The following is a 15,888-nucleotide window of genomic DNA, read 5'->3' on the forward strand; positions in this document are numbered from 1 at the left end:
ATGTTCAACGACAAGAGCATTCTGGTAACAGGCGGTACTGGCTCATTCGGGCGGCGCTTCATCGCCACCGTGCTGGAACGCTACAAGCCACGGCGCCTGATCGTGTTCTCACGCGACGAACTCAAGCAGTACGAGATGGCGCAGCACTTCACCGACCCGTGCATGCGCTTCTTCCTGGGCGATGTGCGCGACGGCCAGCGCTTGATCCAGGCCATGCGCGACGTCGACTATGTGGTGCACGCCGCGGCGCTCAAGCAGGTGCCCGCGGCTGAGTACAACCCGATGGAGTGCATCAAGACCAATATCCACGGTGCGCAGAACGTGATCGAGGCGGCGCTCGCGAACGAGGTTGAGAAGGTCATCGCGCTGTCGACCGACAAGGCGGCGAACCCGATCAACCTGTATGGCGCAACGAAACTCGCCTCTGACAAACTGTTCGTTGCCGGCAACAACCTCGCAGGTCGGCAGCGCACGCGATTCTCGGTGGTGCGCTACGGCAACGTGGTCGGTTCGCGCGGCTCGGTCGTGCCGCTCTTCCAGAAGCTGGTTGCCGATGGTGTGACCGAGCTGCCGATCACGGATCTGCGCATGACGCGCTTCTGGATCACGCTGCAGGAGGGTGTCGATCTGGTGTTGGAGAGCTTTGCGCGCATGCACGGCGGCGAGGTGTTCGTGCCGAAGATTCCATCCGCGCGGATTGGCGATCTGGCCGACGCGATCGCGCCCGGGCTCGCCCGCAAGATCATAGGCATCCGACCCGGTGAGAAACTCCACGAGGTGATGGTGCCGGTCGACGACGCTTTCCATACGCTGGAGTTTCCGAACCACTATGTGATCAAGCCGAGCATCCAGTTCGTCACCGAGCCGGAATACGAGATCGACGCGACGGGTGATCGTGGCATGCCGGTTGAGGACAGCTTTGAATACAGCTCCGGCACCAACCCGGAGTTCCTGACGGTCGACGCGATCCGCAGCCTGCTGGCTCGCGCAACATGATTCCGTACGGCCGCCAGAGCATCTCGCACGAGGATCTCGCCGCCGTCGAAGCGGTGCTGCGCTCTGATTGGCTGACGCAAGGGCCGGCGGTGCCGCGCTTCGAGGCGGCAGTCGCTGGCTATGTCGGTGCGCAGCATGCGGTGGCAGTCAATAGCGCCACATCGGCGCTGCATGTTGCCTGCGCGGCCTTGGGTGTCGGGCCGGGGTCGCGGGTCTGGACGGTGCCGAACACCTTTGTCGCGTCTGCCAACTGTGCACGCTACTGCGGCGCAGATGTGGGTTTCGTGGACATCGACCGGCAAAGCTATTGCATCGATGTGCATGACCTCGAACGGCGCCTGCGCGCGGCACGCGCTTCAAGTGCATTGCCGGATGTGGTGGTGAGCGTCGATTTCGCCGGGCAAGCCTGCGATTACGAATCGATTGCGAAGTTGAAAGCCGAGTTCGGCTTCCGGCTTATCGAAGATGCCTCACATGCGATCGGCGCTACCTTCCGCGATCAGCGTATCGGCGCACTGGCGGTGGCCGATATCACGGTATTCAGCTTCCACCCGGTCAAGATCGTCACGTCGGCCGAGGGGGGCATGCTGCTGACGGCCGACGCGGATCTCGCTGAATCCGCACGCCGGCTGCGCAGTCACGGGATCGAGCGCGATCCGCAGCGGCTGCTGCAGAAGGATGAAGGCGGCTGGTACTACGAGCAACAGGCGCTTGGCTGGAACTACCGCATCACTGATCTGCAGGCTGCGTTGGGGGCCAGTCAGGTTGCAAGGATCGACGGATTCCTCGAACGGCGCCGGGCGCTCGCGCGGCGGTATGACGAGGCTCTGGCGGCATTGCCGCTTCAGCGGCCGTGGCAACGCCCCGACGCGTTGTCGGCCTACCATCTCTACCCGGTGCTGTTGCGCGACGCGGCGCAGCGCCGGCTGGTGTATGAACACCTTCGCGATGCCGGCATCGGTGTGCAGGTGCATTACCTGCCGGTTCATCTGCAGCCCTACTACCGGGCGCTTGGTTTCGCGCCGGGCGACTTCCCGGTCGCCGAGTGGTATGCCGAGCGTACCTTGTCCTTGCCGCTTTATGCGGACCTCACCGAGGCTGCGCAGGACAGCGTGGTTGCGGCACTGAGCGAGGCGCTCAAATGAAACTGTGCGTGATTCCCGCCCGTGGCGGCAGCAAGCGTATTCCGCGCAAGAACATCCGCTCGTTTGCGGGCCGGCCGATGATCGCGTGGTCGATTACGGCGGCGCTCGAGAGCAAGCTTTTCGACCGTGTCGTCGTGTCGACCGACGATGCCGGTATCGCCGCCGTAGCGCAGGAGTGGGGCGCGCAGGTGCCCTTCATCCGCCCGCCGTCGCTGTCAGACGACCATGTTGGTACTGCGCCGGTGGTGGTGCATGCGATCGACTGGTACGCGGCGGCCGGCGAAACGCCGACGACGGTGTGCTGCCTCTATGCCACGGCGCCCTTCGTGCGGGCGCAGGACCTGGTCGCAGCCGAGGCTGCACTGCAGCAAAGCGGCGCCTGTTTCGTGTTCACCGCAACGACCTTCGACTTTCCGATCCTGCGTGCCATCACGCTGGATGCGCAGGGCCAACTCGGGCCGATGTTCCCCGAGCACATCGGCAAGCGCTCGCAGGATCTTCCCGAAGCTTTTCACGATGCCGGCCAGTTCTACGTTGGCGACGCACAGCACTGGCGCGACAACGTTCCGATGTTCGGGCCGCGGGCGCAGATGTTCCTGTTGCCGCGCCATCGGGTGCAGGACATCGACACCGAAGAGGATTGGCGCAGGGCGGAGTGGTTGTTCCGCGCGATGCGTGAAGCGGGCGAATGAAGGTCGTCTTCCGCGCTGATGCGTCGCCGGACATTGGCCACGGCCATGTGATGCGTTGCCTCGCGCTTGCCGATGCGTTACGTGTTCGCGGCGCGCAGTGCATGTTCGTGTGCAGGCGAGGGGGCAACGCAGCGGCTGCCGCGATCTCCGCGGCAGGGTTCGCCCTTCGCGTAATCGACGTCGGCGATAGCGCCCCCTGTGCGGACGCAGCGGCCACATCAGTGGCGCTGGCGAGCGGGTCGGTTACGGATTGGCTTGTCGTTGATCACTACCGGCTCGACGCAGCATGGGAGTCAGCCCTGTCCGCGCAGGTCGGTGCGGTGATGGCGATCGATGACCTGGCCGATCGGCCGCATGCTTGCCGGCTGCTGCTCGATCAGAACTGGCACGACGATCCGGGTGCGCGCTATGCCGGCTTGCTGCCACCCGGTTGCGAAACGCTGTTTGGCCCGGCATGGGCGCTGCTCAGAGCGGAGTTCGCCGCCGCGCGTGCGTCTCGCTCGCCAAGGCACGATCCGCCGCATCGCGTGCTCGTGTGTTTCGGCGGCGGCGATGCGCCGAACGCGACCGGGCAAGTGCTGCAGGCCCTGAAGCCGCTCGCGTCGCGGTTCGAACTGGACGTCGTTGTCGGTGCCGGGAATCCGCACCAGCAGGCACTGCGCGATCTTTGCGGCTGCCTGCCGAGCGCGAACCTCACGATCGGCGCGGGTGACGTTGCGAGTCGCATGGCCGCTGCGGATCTATTCATCGGCGCGGGCGGCACGATGACGTGGGAGCGGGCCTGCCTTGGGCTGCCCGGCATCACCATCGCGATTGCGGATAACCAGTTAACCCTGAGCCGTCGGCTGGCCGCAGTCGGCGAAGGCATCGATCTCGGCATGTTGTCGCCGGACGTGCTTGCGCGATTGCCGGCGGCTGTCAAAACCATGCTTGCCGATGCGGAAGGTCTGCAGACGATGGGCGAGGCGCTGGCGCGCCACTGCGATGGCTTGGGCGCTGCGCGGGTCGCGGAACGCCTCTACGGCTTGCGCGCGAGCTGAACCACGTCGAATATTGCTTCGCCGCGCCGACGCTGATAACGCCCGGTCTCGCGAAAACGGTGGCGCAGATGCATCTGCAGCACCGCGGTGTTGAAGGCGAACACCTCGCAACGTACCTCGTTTGCGGCAAGTTGCGCCTGAGCCCAGGCGAGCGACGCGACCTCCATGCCGTTCCAGGCCCGCAGCCGTTCGAGGCCATCGGCGAAGCCTTCAGGGTCCAAGTAGAAACCCCATAGCCAGGCGGTGCTATCGTCGGCACAGCGCGAGAAAGTCACCACGCCGCAGGGCGCCGCGTTGTGCTCGATTACCAGTAGCTGGTAATCGTCGCGGGTCTTGATGCTGGCCCACCAGCGTGCGTGTTCGGCGGCGCTGATTTCGTGCTCGGTGAACATCACACGGCGCACTTCCGGGTGGTTGCGCCAGCGGAGGATCGCGGCGGAGTCCGCGTCGACCGCCCTGCGCAAGGTGGTGTGCTGCGGCGCGCTCACGCGATCACCACATGACGCGAAAAAGCCGTCAGCAGATCGTGCCCGTCCCAATAATCGCCGAAGCGCAGTGCTTCGCCGATGGGCACGACGCGGTCCACCGCGCGATCTGCCAGGGCCTGCACCCACTTGGTGAGGGCTGCGCGCTCAAAGCCGAAGTAGGCCACTGTTTGATCGGCGGCGCCGAACAGATCGAGCGTGTCGCCGAGCTTTGCGCGGGTGATTTCGTAGAACAAGCCGTAGCCACAGTGCCCGCCGCGCAGATCGGGGGGAAACGCATCTGCATCAAGCCGCAGCGGCCAATCGCTGAGGTTGCCGTGCGCGGTGACGTGCGCCACGGCGGCCGCGCGGTGGGCCGCGACGAGCCGGTTTGCCAGTTCGCTCGCATCCGGTGTTTCACCGCGACGTGCGAGTTCTTCGCTCACTGCTCGCCAGAAGCGGGCCTTTGCCTGCGCAACCTGGGTTGTGTCGCCAATCCACACCACTGCGCGTGGCGACGAGCAGGCCTGCTGCGCAAACCAGAACGCGTCGTTATGGAAGGCGCTCGCAAGGCGGCGGACTGCGTCGTTGCTGGCCGTGAGGAGCGAGCCTGCATCCAGCAGCGCCCAGGATTGGCGATCCGGAAAGACGAGTTCGGTCGCGAGCGGCGGTAGGGGGATGCGGCGAAAGTGCGCCACCGTGTCGTTGCCGCCCCATACGACGCGTAAGCCGCAGCCCGCCGATAGCTCGGCGCTGATGGCATCATCACGTTCGTAGGCGAGTACCGCGTTGCACGCGGCGATATGCGGATGTGCGGCGAGCGTATCGGCCAGCAACTGCAGCAAAGTCGCGCGATGCGCGTTGTCGCGGCGCGAGATCCGCACGATGTTCCGGTTTCCACATAGCAGCGAGAGGAACCAGCTGTACACGAAGACCGCGTCGACATTGGCCGGTGCGACATGGAACACGACGCCGCGCGGTCGTAGCACGCCACTGGAGGCCAGCGTTGCGTGCCTGTGCCGCAGCACTTCTACCGCCGCGGGGCGGAACCAGTAACCCAGCGCGACCAGTTCGGGGGCGGTTCGCAACGCATGGTCTTGCAGCAGCCTTGCGGAGAAGTCGCTCAGGAATGCGAGCGTGCGTGGGTCGAAAGCCTGCAGGGTGCGCTCGCCAAGGCCGTCGAGTTGTGCGCGCGCGCTGTCGTCGGCACGACGGGGAAGTATCAGTTCCATGGTGTCCTCAGGCCGCGCGGGTGTCACTGCAGCCGCGCAGTTCCGCGCGCGGCAGGCGGCCGTCGACCCGCAGCGTGCGACCCATTCGCCCGCAGGGGCAATCGTCCTCGCCGAGAGTGGCGCCGATGTCTTCGGTCAGCAGGTTGTGGCCGGGGTAGCTGCCGGGCAGATCGCTGAGCAGTTGAATCACGCCGGTGCTGCCAAGTGGCAGCGGGGCGAGGCTGATAGGATCGCGCACGATCGCTTCCGCATAGTCCGGCGTGTGCAGCCGCCCGGCGCCGCACTCCATGAAGATCGAGCCGACTTGTTCGGCCATGCCGTAGTAGTTATGCACCTGCTCAATGCCGAGCGTCTCCGCCACGCCTTGCTTGAACTGCGCATTGCCGACTTGCTGGTCGGTCAGTCGCTTCCAGCCACCGCCGTGCAACAGGATGCTCCCTGGGGGAAAGGCGAGGCGCTCGCCGCGTGAGCGGAGCGCCTGCACGAGATCGCGCCAGACGACGAACGTGAAGCCGAACACCAGCACCGCCTCGTCGGCGAAGCGGGTGAGAAAGTCGCGGACGGCATCTAGATCGAGTGCCAGGTCGGGCTGCAGCGCGTAGCTGTGCTGGCGGCCGAAGTTGCCGAAGCCGAGCACCGCAGCGCCACGCGCCGATAGCGCCTCGCCGGAGCGCAGCAGGTCATTGCGGTCTACCACCAGCATCGGCCGGCGGGCACGGCCCAGTACATCGCCAACGATGCGCGCGAGTGCGCGCGTCTGGTTTGCCGCCGTCTCGCGATCGAGAAACACGCGCGATGGCAGGCTGCCGCTGGTGCCGGAAGAGCGCAGCTCGCGGATGATCTGTTCGTCTGGAACGCTGGCGAGGCGCAAGTGCTTGAAAACGCCAACGGGAAGCCAGGGCAGGGCTTCGAGCGTGTCGGCAGCGCGCCAATTGGCATGCAGTGCGTCGAGCATCCGCGCGTAGGGCGCGCAGTGTACGTAGTGCTGCGCGCTGAGTGTGTAAAGGCGTTCGAACAGCCGCGCACGCTTTTCGGCCTGCGGCATCGAGAAGGGGCCGACCGTCTGGTTACCGTCAGCCATTGCTTTGGGCCTTCAGTCGCAGGCGTAGCACCGGGTAATCCAGTTTGCCGGAGCTTGTCAGCGGGAACTCGCTGAGGCTGCACACGCGCAAGCCGCTCGGATGCACGCCCAGCGTGCTGCGCAGCACCTCAAGAGCAGCCGCTTCTTGGCGCGAGTCGGCCAGCACCACGCGGAGTGCGTCGTCTTCATCGAGCACAGCGACCGCACAGCCGAGTTGATTGCCGAGCAGCGTCTCGACTTCGTCGAGATTCACGCGGTTGCCGAACACCTTGGCGATGCGCTTGATGCGGCCGGTGAGCCAGAAGATGCCGTCTTCATCGCAGTGCGCGAGGTCGCCGGTGTGCAACACGCCGCTCAGCGTGTCGCCCGTCGCGAGGTCGTCGCGGGATTCTGCGTAGCCCAGCATGACGTTGGCGCCGCGATAGACGAGTTCGCCCTCGTCGCCCAGCGACAGGGCGCCACCGGGAATCGCCTTGCCGATGGCGCCCAGCTTGGAGGCCAACAGTTCAGGCGGCAGATAGGCGATACGCGCGGTCGCCTCGGTCTGCCCGTACATCACGAAGAAGCGCCAGCCCTGTGCCTCGGCCACTTGCCGGAAGTGTTCAGTCAACTCGGATGACAGCCGGCCGCCGGCCTGCGTCAGCGTTCTCAGGGTCGGCAAAGCCATTCGCTCGATGCGCAGGCGCGCCAGCATCTGCCAGGTGAAGGGCACGCCAGCCAGCGACGTCGCGCCACCTTCGCGGAAAAGATCCCAGAACGGCCGCGTGGTCACCGCCTCATCGGTCAGCAGCAGCGCAGCGCCAACATGCAGATGGCTGTTGATGACCGACAGCCCGTAGGAGTAGTGCATCGGCAGCGTCGTGATAGGCCGCTCGCTGCTGTTCAGCTCAAGATACTCGGCGATCGACACCGCGTTCGCAGCCAGGTTCGCATAGCTCAGGCGCACCATGCGCGGGCTGCCGGTGGTGCCGGAGGTGGATAGCAGCAGCGCCAGCTCCGGGTGGATCGGGCGCTCATCGCGTGGCAGAAAAATCAAACGCTTGTCGTGCCAGTCGAGACCTTCGCGGTCTTGCATACGCGCAGTGGGCCCGAGCAGCCAGTCTGGCTGGTAGCGTTTGAGCAGCCCATCAAGCGCAGCGTCGGGGAGGTTTTCCGGCAGCAGCGCCGCGCAGTCGTCCGCGCGCAAGCTCGCAAGATAGGCGGTCAGGCTTGGCACATCGTTACGGCAGAGCAGGAAACCGAGGCGCTTGCGCTCGCGCCTGCCCAGCATCGCGTTGAATGCGTCGCAGGCCGCGCCGAGCGCGCCGTAGGTGATCGTCTGCAGCGGGTTGCCGACGAGCAATGCGGGCGCATCAGCGCCGCCGGCGAGCAAACAGAAGCTCATACCTGCATGCCGCCGTCCACACCCAGCACCTGGCCTGTGACATAGACGGAAAGATCCGACGCAAGGAATAGCGCGGCGTTCGCAACTTCGTCCGTGCTACCGGGGCGACCCATGCCAATGTTGGCAATGACGCGTGCGCGAACCGCATCGTTGTAGTGCGCGGTCATCGCTGTGTCGATGAAGCCCGGTGCGATGGCGTTCACGCGGATGTGTTTCGGCGCGAGTTCGCGCGCGGCGGATTTCGTTGCGCCGATGACGGCAGCCTTGCTGGCCGCATACAGGGTCTGATTCGCGCCGCCGACCACGCCGATGATGCTTGTCAGGTTGATGATGCTACCGCTGCCATGCCGCGCCATCAGCCGCGCTGCGTACTGCATGTGGTGAATCGTGGCAGCGACGTTGACCTGCAGGGTGCGGTCGATCGCGTCGGCGCTGATCATTCCGAGCGGCGCGTCTTGCATGATGCCGCCGGCGTTGACCAGGATATCCATGCGCTTGTAGGTGTTGGCAAAACCCTTCAGGGCGGCTGCGATCGCCGCTGGATCATCAAGGTCGTAGGCCAGTGTGGTCAGCGGGGCGAACCCCTCAGTCCGCAGTGCCTCTACCTGCGCGGCGAGTCGCTCGGCGCTGCGCGACGCGAGCGCGACGCGGGCACCTTGCATCATCAGCTTGCGCGCGATGGCGCCGCCGATGCCGCCGGTGGCGCCGGTTACGAGTGCTACGCGGTCACTCAGGTTGAAGCTGGTGTCGGGATGCATGGGGCTGCAGATATTCGATGGCATCGGTGAGCTGGGCGATCCGTGCGCTGGCGTGCGGATCATCCGGCGCATCGTGCTGCGGATCGTACAACAGCCGGTGACCGACGCCGGCTCTGGCGCCAGCCTCGGTGTCACTCAGTTTGTCACCGATCAGGATCGACGTGGCAAGCGTGATACCGAGATCGTCGCGCGCGCGGAACAGCATGCCGGGTGCTGGCTTGCGATCTGGCGATTCGCAGCGGTACTCACCGATTCCGTGCTCGGGATGACTGGGGCAGTGATACACCGCCGACAGCGGCGCGCCTGCTTCGGCGAATTGCGCCCGCATCCACTGCATCAGTGCATTGAACTGCGCTTCGCTGAAGTAGCCGCGACCGATCCCGGCCTGGTTGGTCACGACGACAATTTGGTAGGCCTTGGCGTGCGCGGCCCGCGCCAATTCGAAGATGCCGGGGATGAAGCGCACGTCGTCGGCGCGATGCACGTAGCCCGGATCTTCGTTGATCACGCCATCGCGATCGAGGAACAGGGCGTTGCGATGGTTCATGCGACGCGCGCGAAGAAATCGGCTCCCGCGGCGTAGGTCTCCGGCGTGCCGATATCGATGAAAGGGCGGGATTCGCAGCGTGCGGCGATCCGGCCGTCGGTGTAGTGAGGAAACACTTCGCGTTCGAGCGAGACCGCACAACGTTCGGGAATCGCGGCGAGTACGTCGCGCTCGATCAGGTAGATGCCGGCGTTGATCCAGCCACAGCCGCCGCTTGCCTGCTTCTCGCGGAAGGCGCTGACATGGCGACCGTCGCGATCGAACTCCAGCGCACCGTAGCGTGATACGTCGGTGACCTGCACCGCGCTGAGCGTGATGGCTGCGCGCGCGGCGCGATGGGTGGCGAGCAGCGCGGCCAGATCGGCGTCGACGAAGGAATCACCGTTCAAGACCAGGACCGTGCTGCTGTGAAGCTGCGGCAGCGCGTGGCGCAAGGCGCCGCCGGTGCCGAGCGGCGTCGGTTCAATCGACGTAAGGATCTCGGGGCCACGCTCGCAGCGCCACTGATCAAGTATCGGGGCGGCCGAATCGGCAAGATGGCCCAGCGCAAACACGATCCGCCGCACGCCGGCGCCGCGCAACTGGCGGAAGATGCGCGCGGCGAACGGTTCGTTCGCAATGCTTGCAAAGGCCTTCTGGCGGTCAGCAACGACGCTGCGCAAGCGGGTGCCGAGGCCGCCGGCCAGCACAAGCGCATCGATACCGGCAAGCTCAAGCGAGTTCATCATCGAAGGGCGCGTAGTAGACGATCTGGCTGCCTTGCGTATCGAAGCGGAACGGCACACACAGCAGATGCTTGAGCGCCTCGCGGATCGCTGCATGGCGCTCGGGCTCGGCAATGAACAGCATGAAGCCGCCACCGCCCGCACCCAAGAGTTTGCCGCCCGCCGCGCCGGCCTTGATGCCGGTTTCGTAGATCTGGTCGATGGTATTCGTGCTGATCAGGTGCGACAGCTGTTTCTTTACTTGCCACTGTTCATCCAGCAAGCGACCTAGCTCAGTAATCGGTTGATCCACGTTGACGAGAATTCGCACCGATTCATCGACGATCTCGCCCATGCGCGACAACTCGCTCGCCTTCTTCGGCGTCGCCTTGACCTGCTCGGCAGCGATTTCGCTGGCCTGGCGCTGAAGGCCAGTGAAGAACAGCAGCATGTGCTTCTGCAGATCGGCGAGGCGGGACGCGGACAGGATCACGGGTTCGACCATCACCTCCTGCTGACCGCCGAAGTGGATCAGGTTGAGCCCGCCGAAGGCGGCAGCTGTCTGGTCCTGCGAGCCAACCTGTTCACCGAGCACGTTCTGCTCGATATGGATCGCCTTCACCGCCAGTTCGCGCTTGGTCGGCATGCTGTGCGTGAGCGCATGCAGGCTGTGCAGCATGCCGACGGTGAAGCTGGAGCTGGAGCCTAGCCCGGACATCGCGGGCAGATCGCCGTGGTGCACGATGTCGATGCCACGCTCGACGCCCATGTAGCGCAGGCATTCGCGGATCGCCGGGTGCTTGATGTCGTCGAGACAATTCACCTCTTCGCGCTTGTAGTAGCGGATGCGGTACTTGTAGTCGAAGAAGGGCGGCAGGTAGCGCAGCGTGATGAAGCTGTACTTGTTGATCGAGGTGCTGAGCACCTTGCCGCCGTGCTCGCGGTACCACACCGGGTAGTCGGTGCCGCCGCCGAAGAAGGAGATGCGCAAGGGGGTTCGGCAGATGATCATGGCAGTCCCCTCATGCGAGCGCTGCGTGATGTCGCAGGATGCGATCGAGCACCTGCGCGCGGCCGATACCGGCGGCGTCGTGAATCTGGTCGCGCGAGCCGATCTCGAAGATGTAGCGATCACCGACGCCCATTGCTTCGAGCTTGCCGCCGGCCATGCGACGCAGCGAGTTCTCGATGCTGCGGTCAAGCACCGCCTCCTGCAGCAGCAGCGTACGCGGCGCATGAGCGAGTTCGGCTTCGAGCGCCGCGGTGTCGACACAGTTGTAGGCGACCAGGTCGATCAACAGCGGGTCGATGCCCTCGTCGCGCAGTTCGGGCAGCAGGCTCCAGGCTACATGGCTCATGTAGCCGGTGCTGACGATGGCGAGGTCGCGCCCGCTGTTGAGCACGCGGAAGCCACGTTCGATCAGCCCGTCGTTGCCGGCATCGCACACCGGCTCGTGCGGCTTGGCGTCAAAGCGCAGGTATTTGATGCCCGGCGTGGTGAGACAGTGCTTTGCGAATAGCGGCGCCTGCGTGTGGTCGCTGAGCGAATACACCGATAGATTCGGCAAGGCCGACATCACCGCAAGATCTTCGATGCAGTGGTGCGTAGGCCCCGAGACGTCGTAGCTGAAACCGGCGCCGACGCCGACCAGCGTCACATTCATCGGTCGCAGTTGCGACAGGATCGCGAGGCTCACGCGGATCTGCTCGAAGCAGCGCATCGTGATGAAGGGCGCGATCGCGTAACCGATCACGCGGAAGCCTTCGAGTGCGAAGCCGGTCGCGAGGTTGATCAGGTTCTGTTCGGCAATCCCGACGTTGACGAAGCGGTCCGGGAATTCGGCGCGGATTGCGTCGATGGCGGGTGCACCGAAGTCGGCCGATAGGAGCACGACATCAGGCGAAGCCCGCATTTCTTCGAGCACCGTCGCAAGGAAAGTGTCGCGCATCGTGGTCTTCATGGCGCACCTCCGTCGCCGAGGATCGCGTCGATCTCCGCCCGACCGACGCCCATCACATGAGCCAGTGCTGCGCCTTCGAGCGATGCGACACCCTTGCCCTTGAGCGTATTGGCGATCAGCACTTTCGGCTTGGGCGAATCGGAGGCGAGCAGCGCTTCGAAACCGGCGAGCAGCTGCGCGACGTCGTGACCATCCTCCACGGAGTGCGTCTGCCAGCCGAAGGCGGCGAACTTGGCGTCGAGCGGGCTGAGGTTTACGACGTTCTCGGTGTAGCCGAGCATCTGGCGGCCGTTGCAGTCGACCATCGCGATCAGGTTCTTCAACTGATGGTGGGCAGCAAACATCACCGCTTCCCACACTGCGCCTTCGTTGAGTTCGCCGTCGCCCAGCAGCACGAATGTTCGCTGCGGCTTGCCCTTGGTGCGAAGCGCCAGCGCGGTGCCGCTGCCGACGCCGAGACCATGCCCCAACGAGCCGTTGATCGTCTCGTAACCGGGGATGATCGGGTCCGGAATGCCGCCGAGGAAGCTGCCCGGTTTGCACACGGTTTCCAGCGCCGCGAGCGGGAAGTAACCGCGGTCAGCAAGAATCGGGTACAGGCAGATCGAACCGTGCCCCTTGCTGATGATGATGCGGTCGCGTTCGTCGTGGAGCGGCTCGTCGGGCGTGATCCGGGCGATGCCGCTGTAGTACAGCACTGTCAGCAACTCGACGGCCGACAGCGAGGATGCGACGCGGGTTTCCGGTGCGCGGCGGTGGATCGCCAGGGTTTGCTCACGCACCCAGCGTGCCTTGTCGGCGAGCAGTTTCGCCCGCGTGGCGGGATCGTGGAATTCGGCTCGAGCGTTCATGTGCATCTCCTCAGGCCGTCACCGGCGCTTCTTCGAGCAGATTGCGACGCAGCTTGATCGAAAGCACTTCGTCGAGGTGGTCGAGCACCGGCTGGCCGAACTTCTCCAGCACCATGTCGCGGTAGCGCGACGAGCTGAAATAAGTATTGAAGGCCTGGTCACGGAAGGCGAGGATCTCCGCCGCGCTCAGTGCCTTGTTGGCGAGCGGCATGGTGTCCCTGGCGTGCTGCGAGTAGGCGCCCCAGTGCGGCGGCAGGGCAATGCCTTCACGCTGCGCCAGCGTGTAGAGCTGCGAGCCCGGGTAGGCCATCGCCGAATAGAAGTTGGCGAACTCGCAGTTCAGTTCCAGTGCGAGGTCCAGTGTGGCCTGCATCGATTCGTGCGTGTCGTCGGGCAGCCCGAAGATGTAGTTGCCCATCACGCGGATGCCGTGCGCCTGGATCTTGCGCACGATGTCGATGATCTCGTCGGAGCCGAACGACTTCTCGGCGCCGTCGCGCACATGCTCGCTGCCGCTCTCGATGCCCAGGCACAGCCAGTTAAAGCCGGCGGCGCGCAGCTTGCCGAGCATGTCGTCTTTCACGGTGTCGACGCGCGCGTAGGCCCAGATGTTGAGGTCGTAGCCACGCTCGATCAGCAGGTCGCAGATGCCTTCGACGTGACGGCGGTTGAGCACGAACATCTCATCGACGAACTTGATGTTCTTCACCCCGTAGGTCTTCACCAGATGGTCGATTTCTGCGACCACGGTCTCGGGGCTCCACATGCGGTAGGCGTTCTTGCCGAAGGGCGCGTTGATACAACAGAAGTTGCACTTGAACGGGCAGCCGAGGCTGGTATGGATCGACGCGTAGGGCGTGCGCTGGTCGATGTGGTCGAAGCAGTGCCAGTTGTGTGCCCGGTAGCGGGACATGTCGAGCAGATCCCAGGCGATGCCGGGCATCTCGGTATCGAGGTCAGCCACCAGTGCCTCGGCCGATTGCGGTGCCATCACCAGCTTGCCGCGCTTCCACCACAAGGACGGAATTTCCGAGAAGTCGCTTGTGCCTGCCTCAAGCGCTTCAACGGTTTTTAGAATCGTGACCGGGCCTTCGAGGCTGCAGACGAAGTCGACCTGCTCTTCGCGCATCGTCAGGTCTGGCAGCGCGGCGGGATGCGTGCCGGTCATCATCACCGGCACATCGGACTGCGCCTTGATCAGCCGCGCGATCTTGCCGGCGGAGGGCATGTTCTGGGTGGAGGCGGAGGGTTGCAGGCCGTACACCACCAGCACCACGAGTTTGGGGGCGTACTGCGCCAGCATGTTCGTGACGGCCTGTTCGGCGGATTCACGCGTGGCCGGAACGTCGTAGATGGCGACGCGCTTTCCCTTCTTGCGCAGGTAGGTCGCAAAGAGGCCGGCGAACACCGGCGGTTCGATCGCCGCGATCGTCTCGCCGAGGCCCTGATAGGTGCCGCGGTGGTCGCCCGGATTGATCAGCAGGACGTCGATGGTGTCAGCCATGCTGGCCTCCCTTCTTCAGCGAGTAGCGCAGCCACGCGATGTTGGTCGCGGGGTCTTCGATGTCGCCGCGGGCCAGCATTGCTTGGACCTCGGCCTCCGGCAGCCAGTCGAAGCCGGTGTGGCCCATTTCGGGGCCTGCGGCGCCAAATGCGCCCGGCAGGTGCGCCACAAACAGCGCGACGCGCGCCTGCAGCAGTGCCGCTTCGGGCGTGAAGTAACCGAGCGGTTCGAGACGCGCTGCGTCGATGACGATGCCGGTTTCTTCCACCAGTTCGCGTTGCGCGGCGGCCAGAGCCGATTCGCCCTCGTCGATGAAGCCGCGCGGAATTTCGTAGCCGCTGCGCCCGAGCGGGTGGCGCCAGACTTTCAGCAGCCCGACCTTGCCGACGGCCAGCGGCAGCACGCACACGCCACCGAGTTGATCGGCCCCCAGTGCCTTGGGCACCACGGCCAGGAAACTGCCGACCTCCTCCCCGTTGGAGCTGCGAATGTGATCGAAGCAGACGCGGTACACCGTGTTCTGCGCGATTTCCTTGCGAGCGAGGAGGGTGATCGGTGTGTCAGACATTGCCGTACTGCGTGTTCTTCAGCATCTGGTAGCCCTTGATCAGCTCGCGGATGCCGTCGTCGAGCGTATAGGCGGTGCGGTAACCGGTGGCTTCGACCTTCTCGTTCGAGACGATGTAGTTGCGCTGGTCCGGGTCTTTGCCGAGCGGTGCTTCGAGGAAGGTGAAGTCCGGCACCTGCAGTGCGATGCGCTGACAGAGTTCCAGTTTGGAAATATTCGCGCTGGAAAGCCCCATGTTGTAGATCTGGCCGCGCATCGTTTCGAAATTCTCGAAGCCGTGGATGAAGGCACGCACCACATCGCGAACGTGAATGTAGTTGCGCTTGAAGTGGGCTTCGAACAGCACGATGAAACGATCGTTCACGGCGCGGTAGGTGAAGTCGTTCACCAGCAGGTCGATCCGCATGCGCGGCGACATGCCGAACACGGTGGCGAGGCGGAAGCTGATCGCATTCGGGTGTTGCAGCAGCATCTGCTCCACCTTCACCTTCTCGATCGCGTAGAGCGAGATCGGTTTCAGTGGTGAGTTCTCGTCGCAGTAGTTGTTCTCGTCGCCGGTGCCGTAGGCCGAGTTCGTCGTCGGCATCACGATGCGCTGCTCCTGGCTCACATGCCGCAGCATCATCTCGATCGCATCGTGGTTGGTGCTCGAGGCGCCGACCGGGTCGCGCGCGCAGAGCGGGGCGCCGACATAGGCGGCGAGTGGGATGATCGCGTCGGCCTTGGCGATGAGCGGCTTCATCACGTTCTCGATGCGCACATCACCACGCACCAGGTCGAACTTCGGGTGCGCGCAGACATGGCCGAGGCTGGCCTGCTTGTACATGAAATTGTCGACCACGGTGACTTCGTGGCCAGCCGCCAGCAGTTCGGGGACGAGGACGGAGCCGATGTAGCCGGCGCCGCCGGTGACCAGGATCTTCATGGTGAATCTAAGCCTTTATGCGTTGGGGAAGGTCTG

Annotated in this window: 17 protein-coding genes; 4 read left to right on the forward strand and 13 right to left on the reverse strand. The window is 64.7% G+C overall.

Annotated elements, in window-relative coordinates:
* The 4 genes from pseB to pseG are packed head-to-tail and all read left to right on the forward strand — an operon-like array spanning position 1 to position 3,873.
* Positions 1-996 carry a UDP-N-acetylglucosamine 4,6-dehydratase (inverting) gene (gene pseB / locus ACE3P0_RS02035; RefSeq protein WP_374399285.1) on the forward strand — a complete coding sequence of 332 codons (996 nt, stop codon included), beginning with the start codon at positions 1-3 and terminating at the stop codon, positions 994-996.
* Positions 993-2,141: a UDP-4-amino-4,6-dideoxy-N-acetyl-beta-L-altrosamine transaminase gene (gene pseC / locus ACE3P0_RS02040; RefSeq protein WP_374399287.1), complete on the forward strand. Its 1,149-nt coding sequence runs from the start codon at positions 993-995 to the stop codon at positions 2,139-2,141. The genes pseB and pseC overlap by 4 nt, the downstream gene beginning before the upstream one ends.
* The gene (gene pseF, locus ACE3P0_RS02045; protein ID WP_374399289.1) at positions 2,138-2,833 is read left to right on the forward strand and encodes a pseudaminic acid cytidylyltransferase; all 696 of its coding nucleotides are present in this window, start codon (positions 2,138-2,140) and stop codon (positions 2,831-2,833) included. Before pseC ends, pseF begins: the two co-directional genes overlap by 4 nt.
* Positions 2,830-3,873, forward strand: coding sequence for a UDP-2,4-diacetamido-2,4,6-trideoxy-beta-L-altropyranose hydrolase (pseG, locus tag ACE3P0_RS02050; RefSeq protein ID WP_374399291.1), 1,044 nt, complete (start codon positions 2,830-2,832; stop codon positions 3,871-3,873). The genes pseF and pseG overlap by 4 nt, the downstream gene beginning before the upstream one ends.
* Here the strand turns inward: pseG and ACE3P0_RS02055 are convergent.
* Genes ACE3P0_RS02055 through ACE3P0_RS02115 form a run of 13 tightly spaced genes read right to left on the reverse strand, consistent with a single transcriptional unit; the run spans position 3,852 to position 15,852 of the window.
* Complete coding sequence (locus tag ACE3P0_RS02055; RefSeq protein ID WP_374399293.1) at positions 3,852-4,361, reverse strand: GNAT family N-acetyltransferase; 510 nt, start codon at positions 4,359-4,361, stop codon at positions 3,852-3,854. The genes pseG and ACE3P0_RS02055 overlap by 22 nt on opposite strands.
* On the reverse strand, positions 4,358-5,569 hold the full coding sequence (locus ACE3P0_RS02060) for an acyl-CoA reductase (protein ID WP_374399295.1): 1,212 nt from the start codon (positions 5,567-5,569) through the stop codon (positions 4,358-4,360). Before ACE3P0_RS02060 ends, ACE3P0_RS02055 begins: the two co-directional genes overlap by 4 nt.
* Before the next feature lie 7 nt (positions 5,570-5,576).
* Positions 5,577-6,650: an acyl-protein synthetase gene (locus ACE3P0_RS02065; protein WP_374399297.1), complete on the reverse strand. Its 1,074-nt coding sequence runs from the start codon at positions 6,648-6,650 to the stop codon at positions 5,577-5,579.
* On the reverse strand, positions 6,643-8,034 hold the full coding sequence (locus ACE3P0_RS02070; protein WP_374399299.1) for an AMP-binding protein: 1,392 nt from the start codon (positions 8,032-8,034) through the stop codon (positions 6,643-6,645). Before ACE3P0_RS02070 ends, ACE3P0_RS02065 begins: the two co-directional genes overlap by 8 nt.
* Complete coding sequence (locus ACE3P0_RS02075) at positions 8,031-8,792, reverse strand: SDR family NAD(P)-dependent oxidoreductase (protein ID WP_374399301.1); 762 nt, start codon at positions 8,790-8,792, stop codon at positions 8,031-8,033. Before ACE3P0_RS02075 ends, ACE3P0_RS02070 begins: the two co-directional genes overlap by 4 nt.
* Positions 8,761-9,339, reverse strand: coding sequence for a D-glycero-alpha-D-manno-heptose-1,7-bisphosphate 7-phosphatase (locus ACE3P0_RS02080; RefSeq protein ID WP_374399302.1), 579 nt, complete (start codon positions 9,337-9,339; stop codon positions 8,761-8,763). The genes ACE3P0_RS02075 and ACE3P0_RS02080 overlap by 32 nt, the downstream gene beginning before the upstream one ends.
* Positions 9,336-10,067, reverse strand: a complete 732-nt coding sequence (locus ACE3P0_RS02085; RefSeq protein ID WP_374399303.1) for a nucleotidyltransferase family protein — start codon at positions 10,065-10,067, stop codon at positions 9,336-9,338. Before ACE3P0_RS02085 ends, ACE3P0_RS02080 begins: the two co-directional genes overlap by 4 nt.
* Positions 10,051-11,055 carry a kinase gene (locus ACE3P0_RS02090; protein WP_374399305.1) on the reverse strand — a complete coding sequence of 335 codons (1,005 nt, stop codon included), beginning with the start codon at positions 11,053-11,055 and terminating at the stop codon, positions 10,051-10,053. Before ACE3P0_RS02090 ends, ACE3P0_RS02085 begins: the two co-directional genes overlap by 17 nt.
* 10 nt (positions 11,056-11,065) lie before the next feature.
* On the reverse strand, positions 11,066-12,004 hold the full coding sequence (locus tag ACE3P0_RS02095; protein ID WP_374399307.1) for a transketolase family protein: 939 nt from the start codon (positions 12,002-12,004) through the stop codon (positions 11,066-11,068).
* Positions 12,001-12,855: a transketolase gene (locus ACE3P0_RS02100; protein ID WP_374399309.1), complete on the reverse strand. Its 855-nt coding sequence runs from the start codon at positions 12,853-12,855 to the stop codon at positions 12,001-12,003. The genes ACE3P0_RS02095 and ACE3P0_RS02100 overlap by 4 nt, the downstream gene beginning before the upstream one ends.
* 10 nt (positions 12,856-12,865) lie before the next feature.
* The gene (locus tag ACE3P0_RS02105) at positions 12,866-14,359 is read right to left on the reverse strand and encodes a radical SAM protein (protein WP_374399311.1); all 1,494 of its coding nucleotides are present in this window, start codon (positions 14,357-14,359) and stop codon (positions 12,866-12,868) included.
* Positions 14,352-14,927 carry an NUDIX hydrolase gene (locus ACE3P0_RS02110; protein WP_374399313.1) on the reverse strand — a complete coding sequence of 192 codons (576 nt, stop codon included), beginning with the start codon at positions 14,925-14,927 and terminating at the stop codon, positions 14,352-14,354. Before ACE3P0_RS02110 ends, ACE3P0_RS02105 begins: the two co-directional genes overlap by 8 nt.
* The gene (locus ACE3P0_RS02115; protein ID WP_374399315.1) at positions 14,920-15,852 is read right to left on the reverse strand and encodes an NAD-dependent epimerase/dehydratase family protein; all 933 of its coding nucleotides are present in this window, start codon (positions 15,850-15,852) and stop codon (positions 14,920-14,922) included. The genes ACE3P0_RS02110 and ACE3P0_RS02115 overlap by 8 nt, the downstream gene beginning before the upstream one ends.
* Between the last annotated feature and the right edge of the window lie 36 nt (positions 15,853-15,888).

The organism is Niveibacterium sp. (assembly GCF_041909475.1).
GTDB lineage: Bacteria > Pseudomonadota > Gammaproteobacteria > Burkholderiales > Rhodocyclaceae > Niveibacterium.

Coding starts and splice junctions, on each gene's coding strand:
- pseB (WP_374399285.1), top strand. CDS start 1: ATGTTCAACGACAAGAGCATTCTGGTAACAGGCGGTACTGGCTCATTC.
- pseC (WP_374399287.1), top strand. CDS start 993: ATGATTCCGTACGGCCGCCAGAGCATCTCGCACGAGGATCTCGCCGCC.
- pseF (WP_374399289.1), top strand. CDS start 2,138: ATGAAACTGTGCGTGATTCCCGCCCGTGGCGGCAGCAAGCGTATTCCG.
- pseG (WP_374399291.1), top strand. CDS start 2,830: ATGAAGGTCGTCTTCCGCGCTGATGCGTCGCCGGACATTGGCCACGGC.
- ACE3P0_RS02060 (WP_374399295.1), bottom strand. CDS start 5,569: ATGGAACTGATACTTCCCCGTCGTGCCGACGACAGCGCGCGCGCACAA.
- ACE3P0_RS02065 (WP_374399297.1), bottom strand. CDS start 6,650: ATGGCTGACGGTAACCAGACGGTCGGCCCCTTCTCGATGCCGCAGGCC.
- ACE3P0_RS02070 (WP_374399299.1), bottom strand. CDS start 8,034: ATGAGCTTCTGTTTGCTCGCCGGCGGCGCTGATGCGCCCGCATTGCTC.
- ACE3P0_RS02075 (WP_374399301.1), bottom strand. CDS start 8,792: ATGCATCCCGACACCAGCTTCAACCTGAGTGACCGCGTAGCACTCGTA.
- ACE3P0_RS02080 (WP_374399302.1), bottom strand. CDS start 9,339: ATGAACCATCGCAACGCCCTGTTCCTCGATCGCGATGGCGTGATCAAC.
- ACE3P0_RS02085 (WP_374399303.1), bottom strand. CDS start 10,067: ATGATGAACTCGCTTGAGCTTGCCGGTATCGATGCGCTTGTGCTGGCC.
- ACE3P0_RS02090 (WP_374399305.1), bottom strand. CDS start 11,055: ATGATCATCTGCCGAACCCCCTTGCGCATCTCCTTCTTCGGCGGCGGC.
- ACE3P0_RS02095 (WP_374399307.1), bottom strand. CDS start 12,004: ATGAAGACCACGATGCGCGACACTTTCCTTGCGACGGTGCTCGAAGAA.
- ACE3P0_RS02100 (WP_374399309.1), bottom strand. CDS start 12,855: ATGAACGCTCGAGCCGAATTCCACGATCCCGCCACGCGGGCGAAACTG.
- ACE3P0_RS02105 (WP_374399311.1), bottom strand. CDS start 14,359: ATGGCTGACACCATCGACGTCCTGCTGATCAATCCGGGCGACCACCGC.
- ACE3P0_RS02110 (WP_374399313.1), bottom strand. CDS start 14,927: ATGTCTGACACACCGATCACCCTCCTCGCTCGCAAGGAAATCGCGCAG.
- ACE3P0_RS02115 (WP_374399315.1), bottom strand. CDS start 15,852: ATGAAGATCCTGGTCACCGGCGGCGCCGGCTACATCGGCTCCGTCCTC.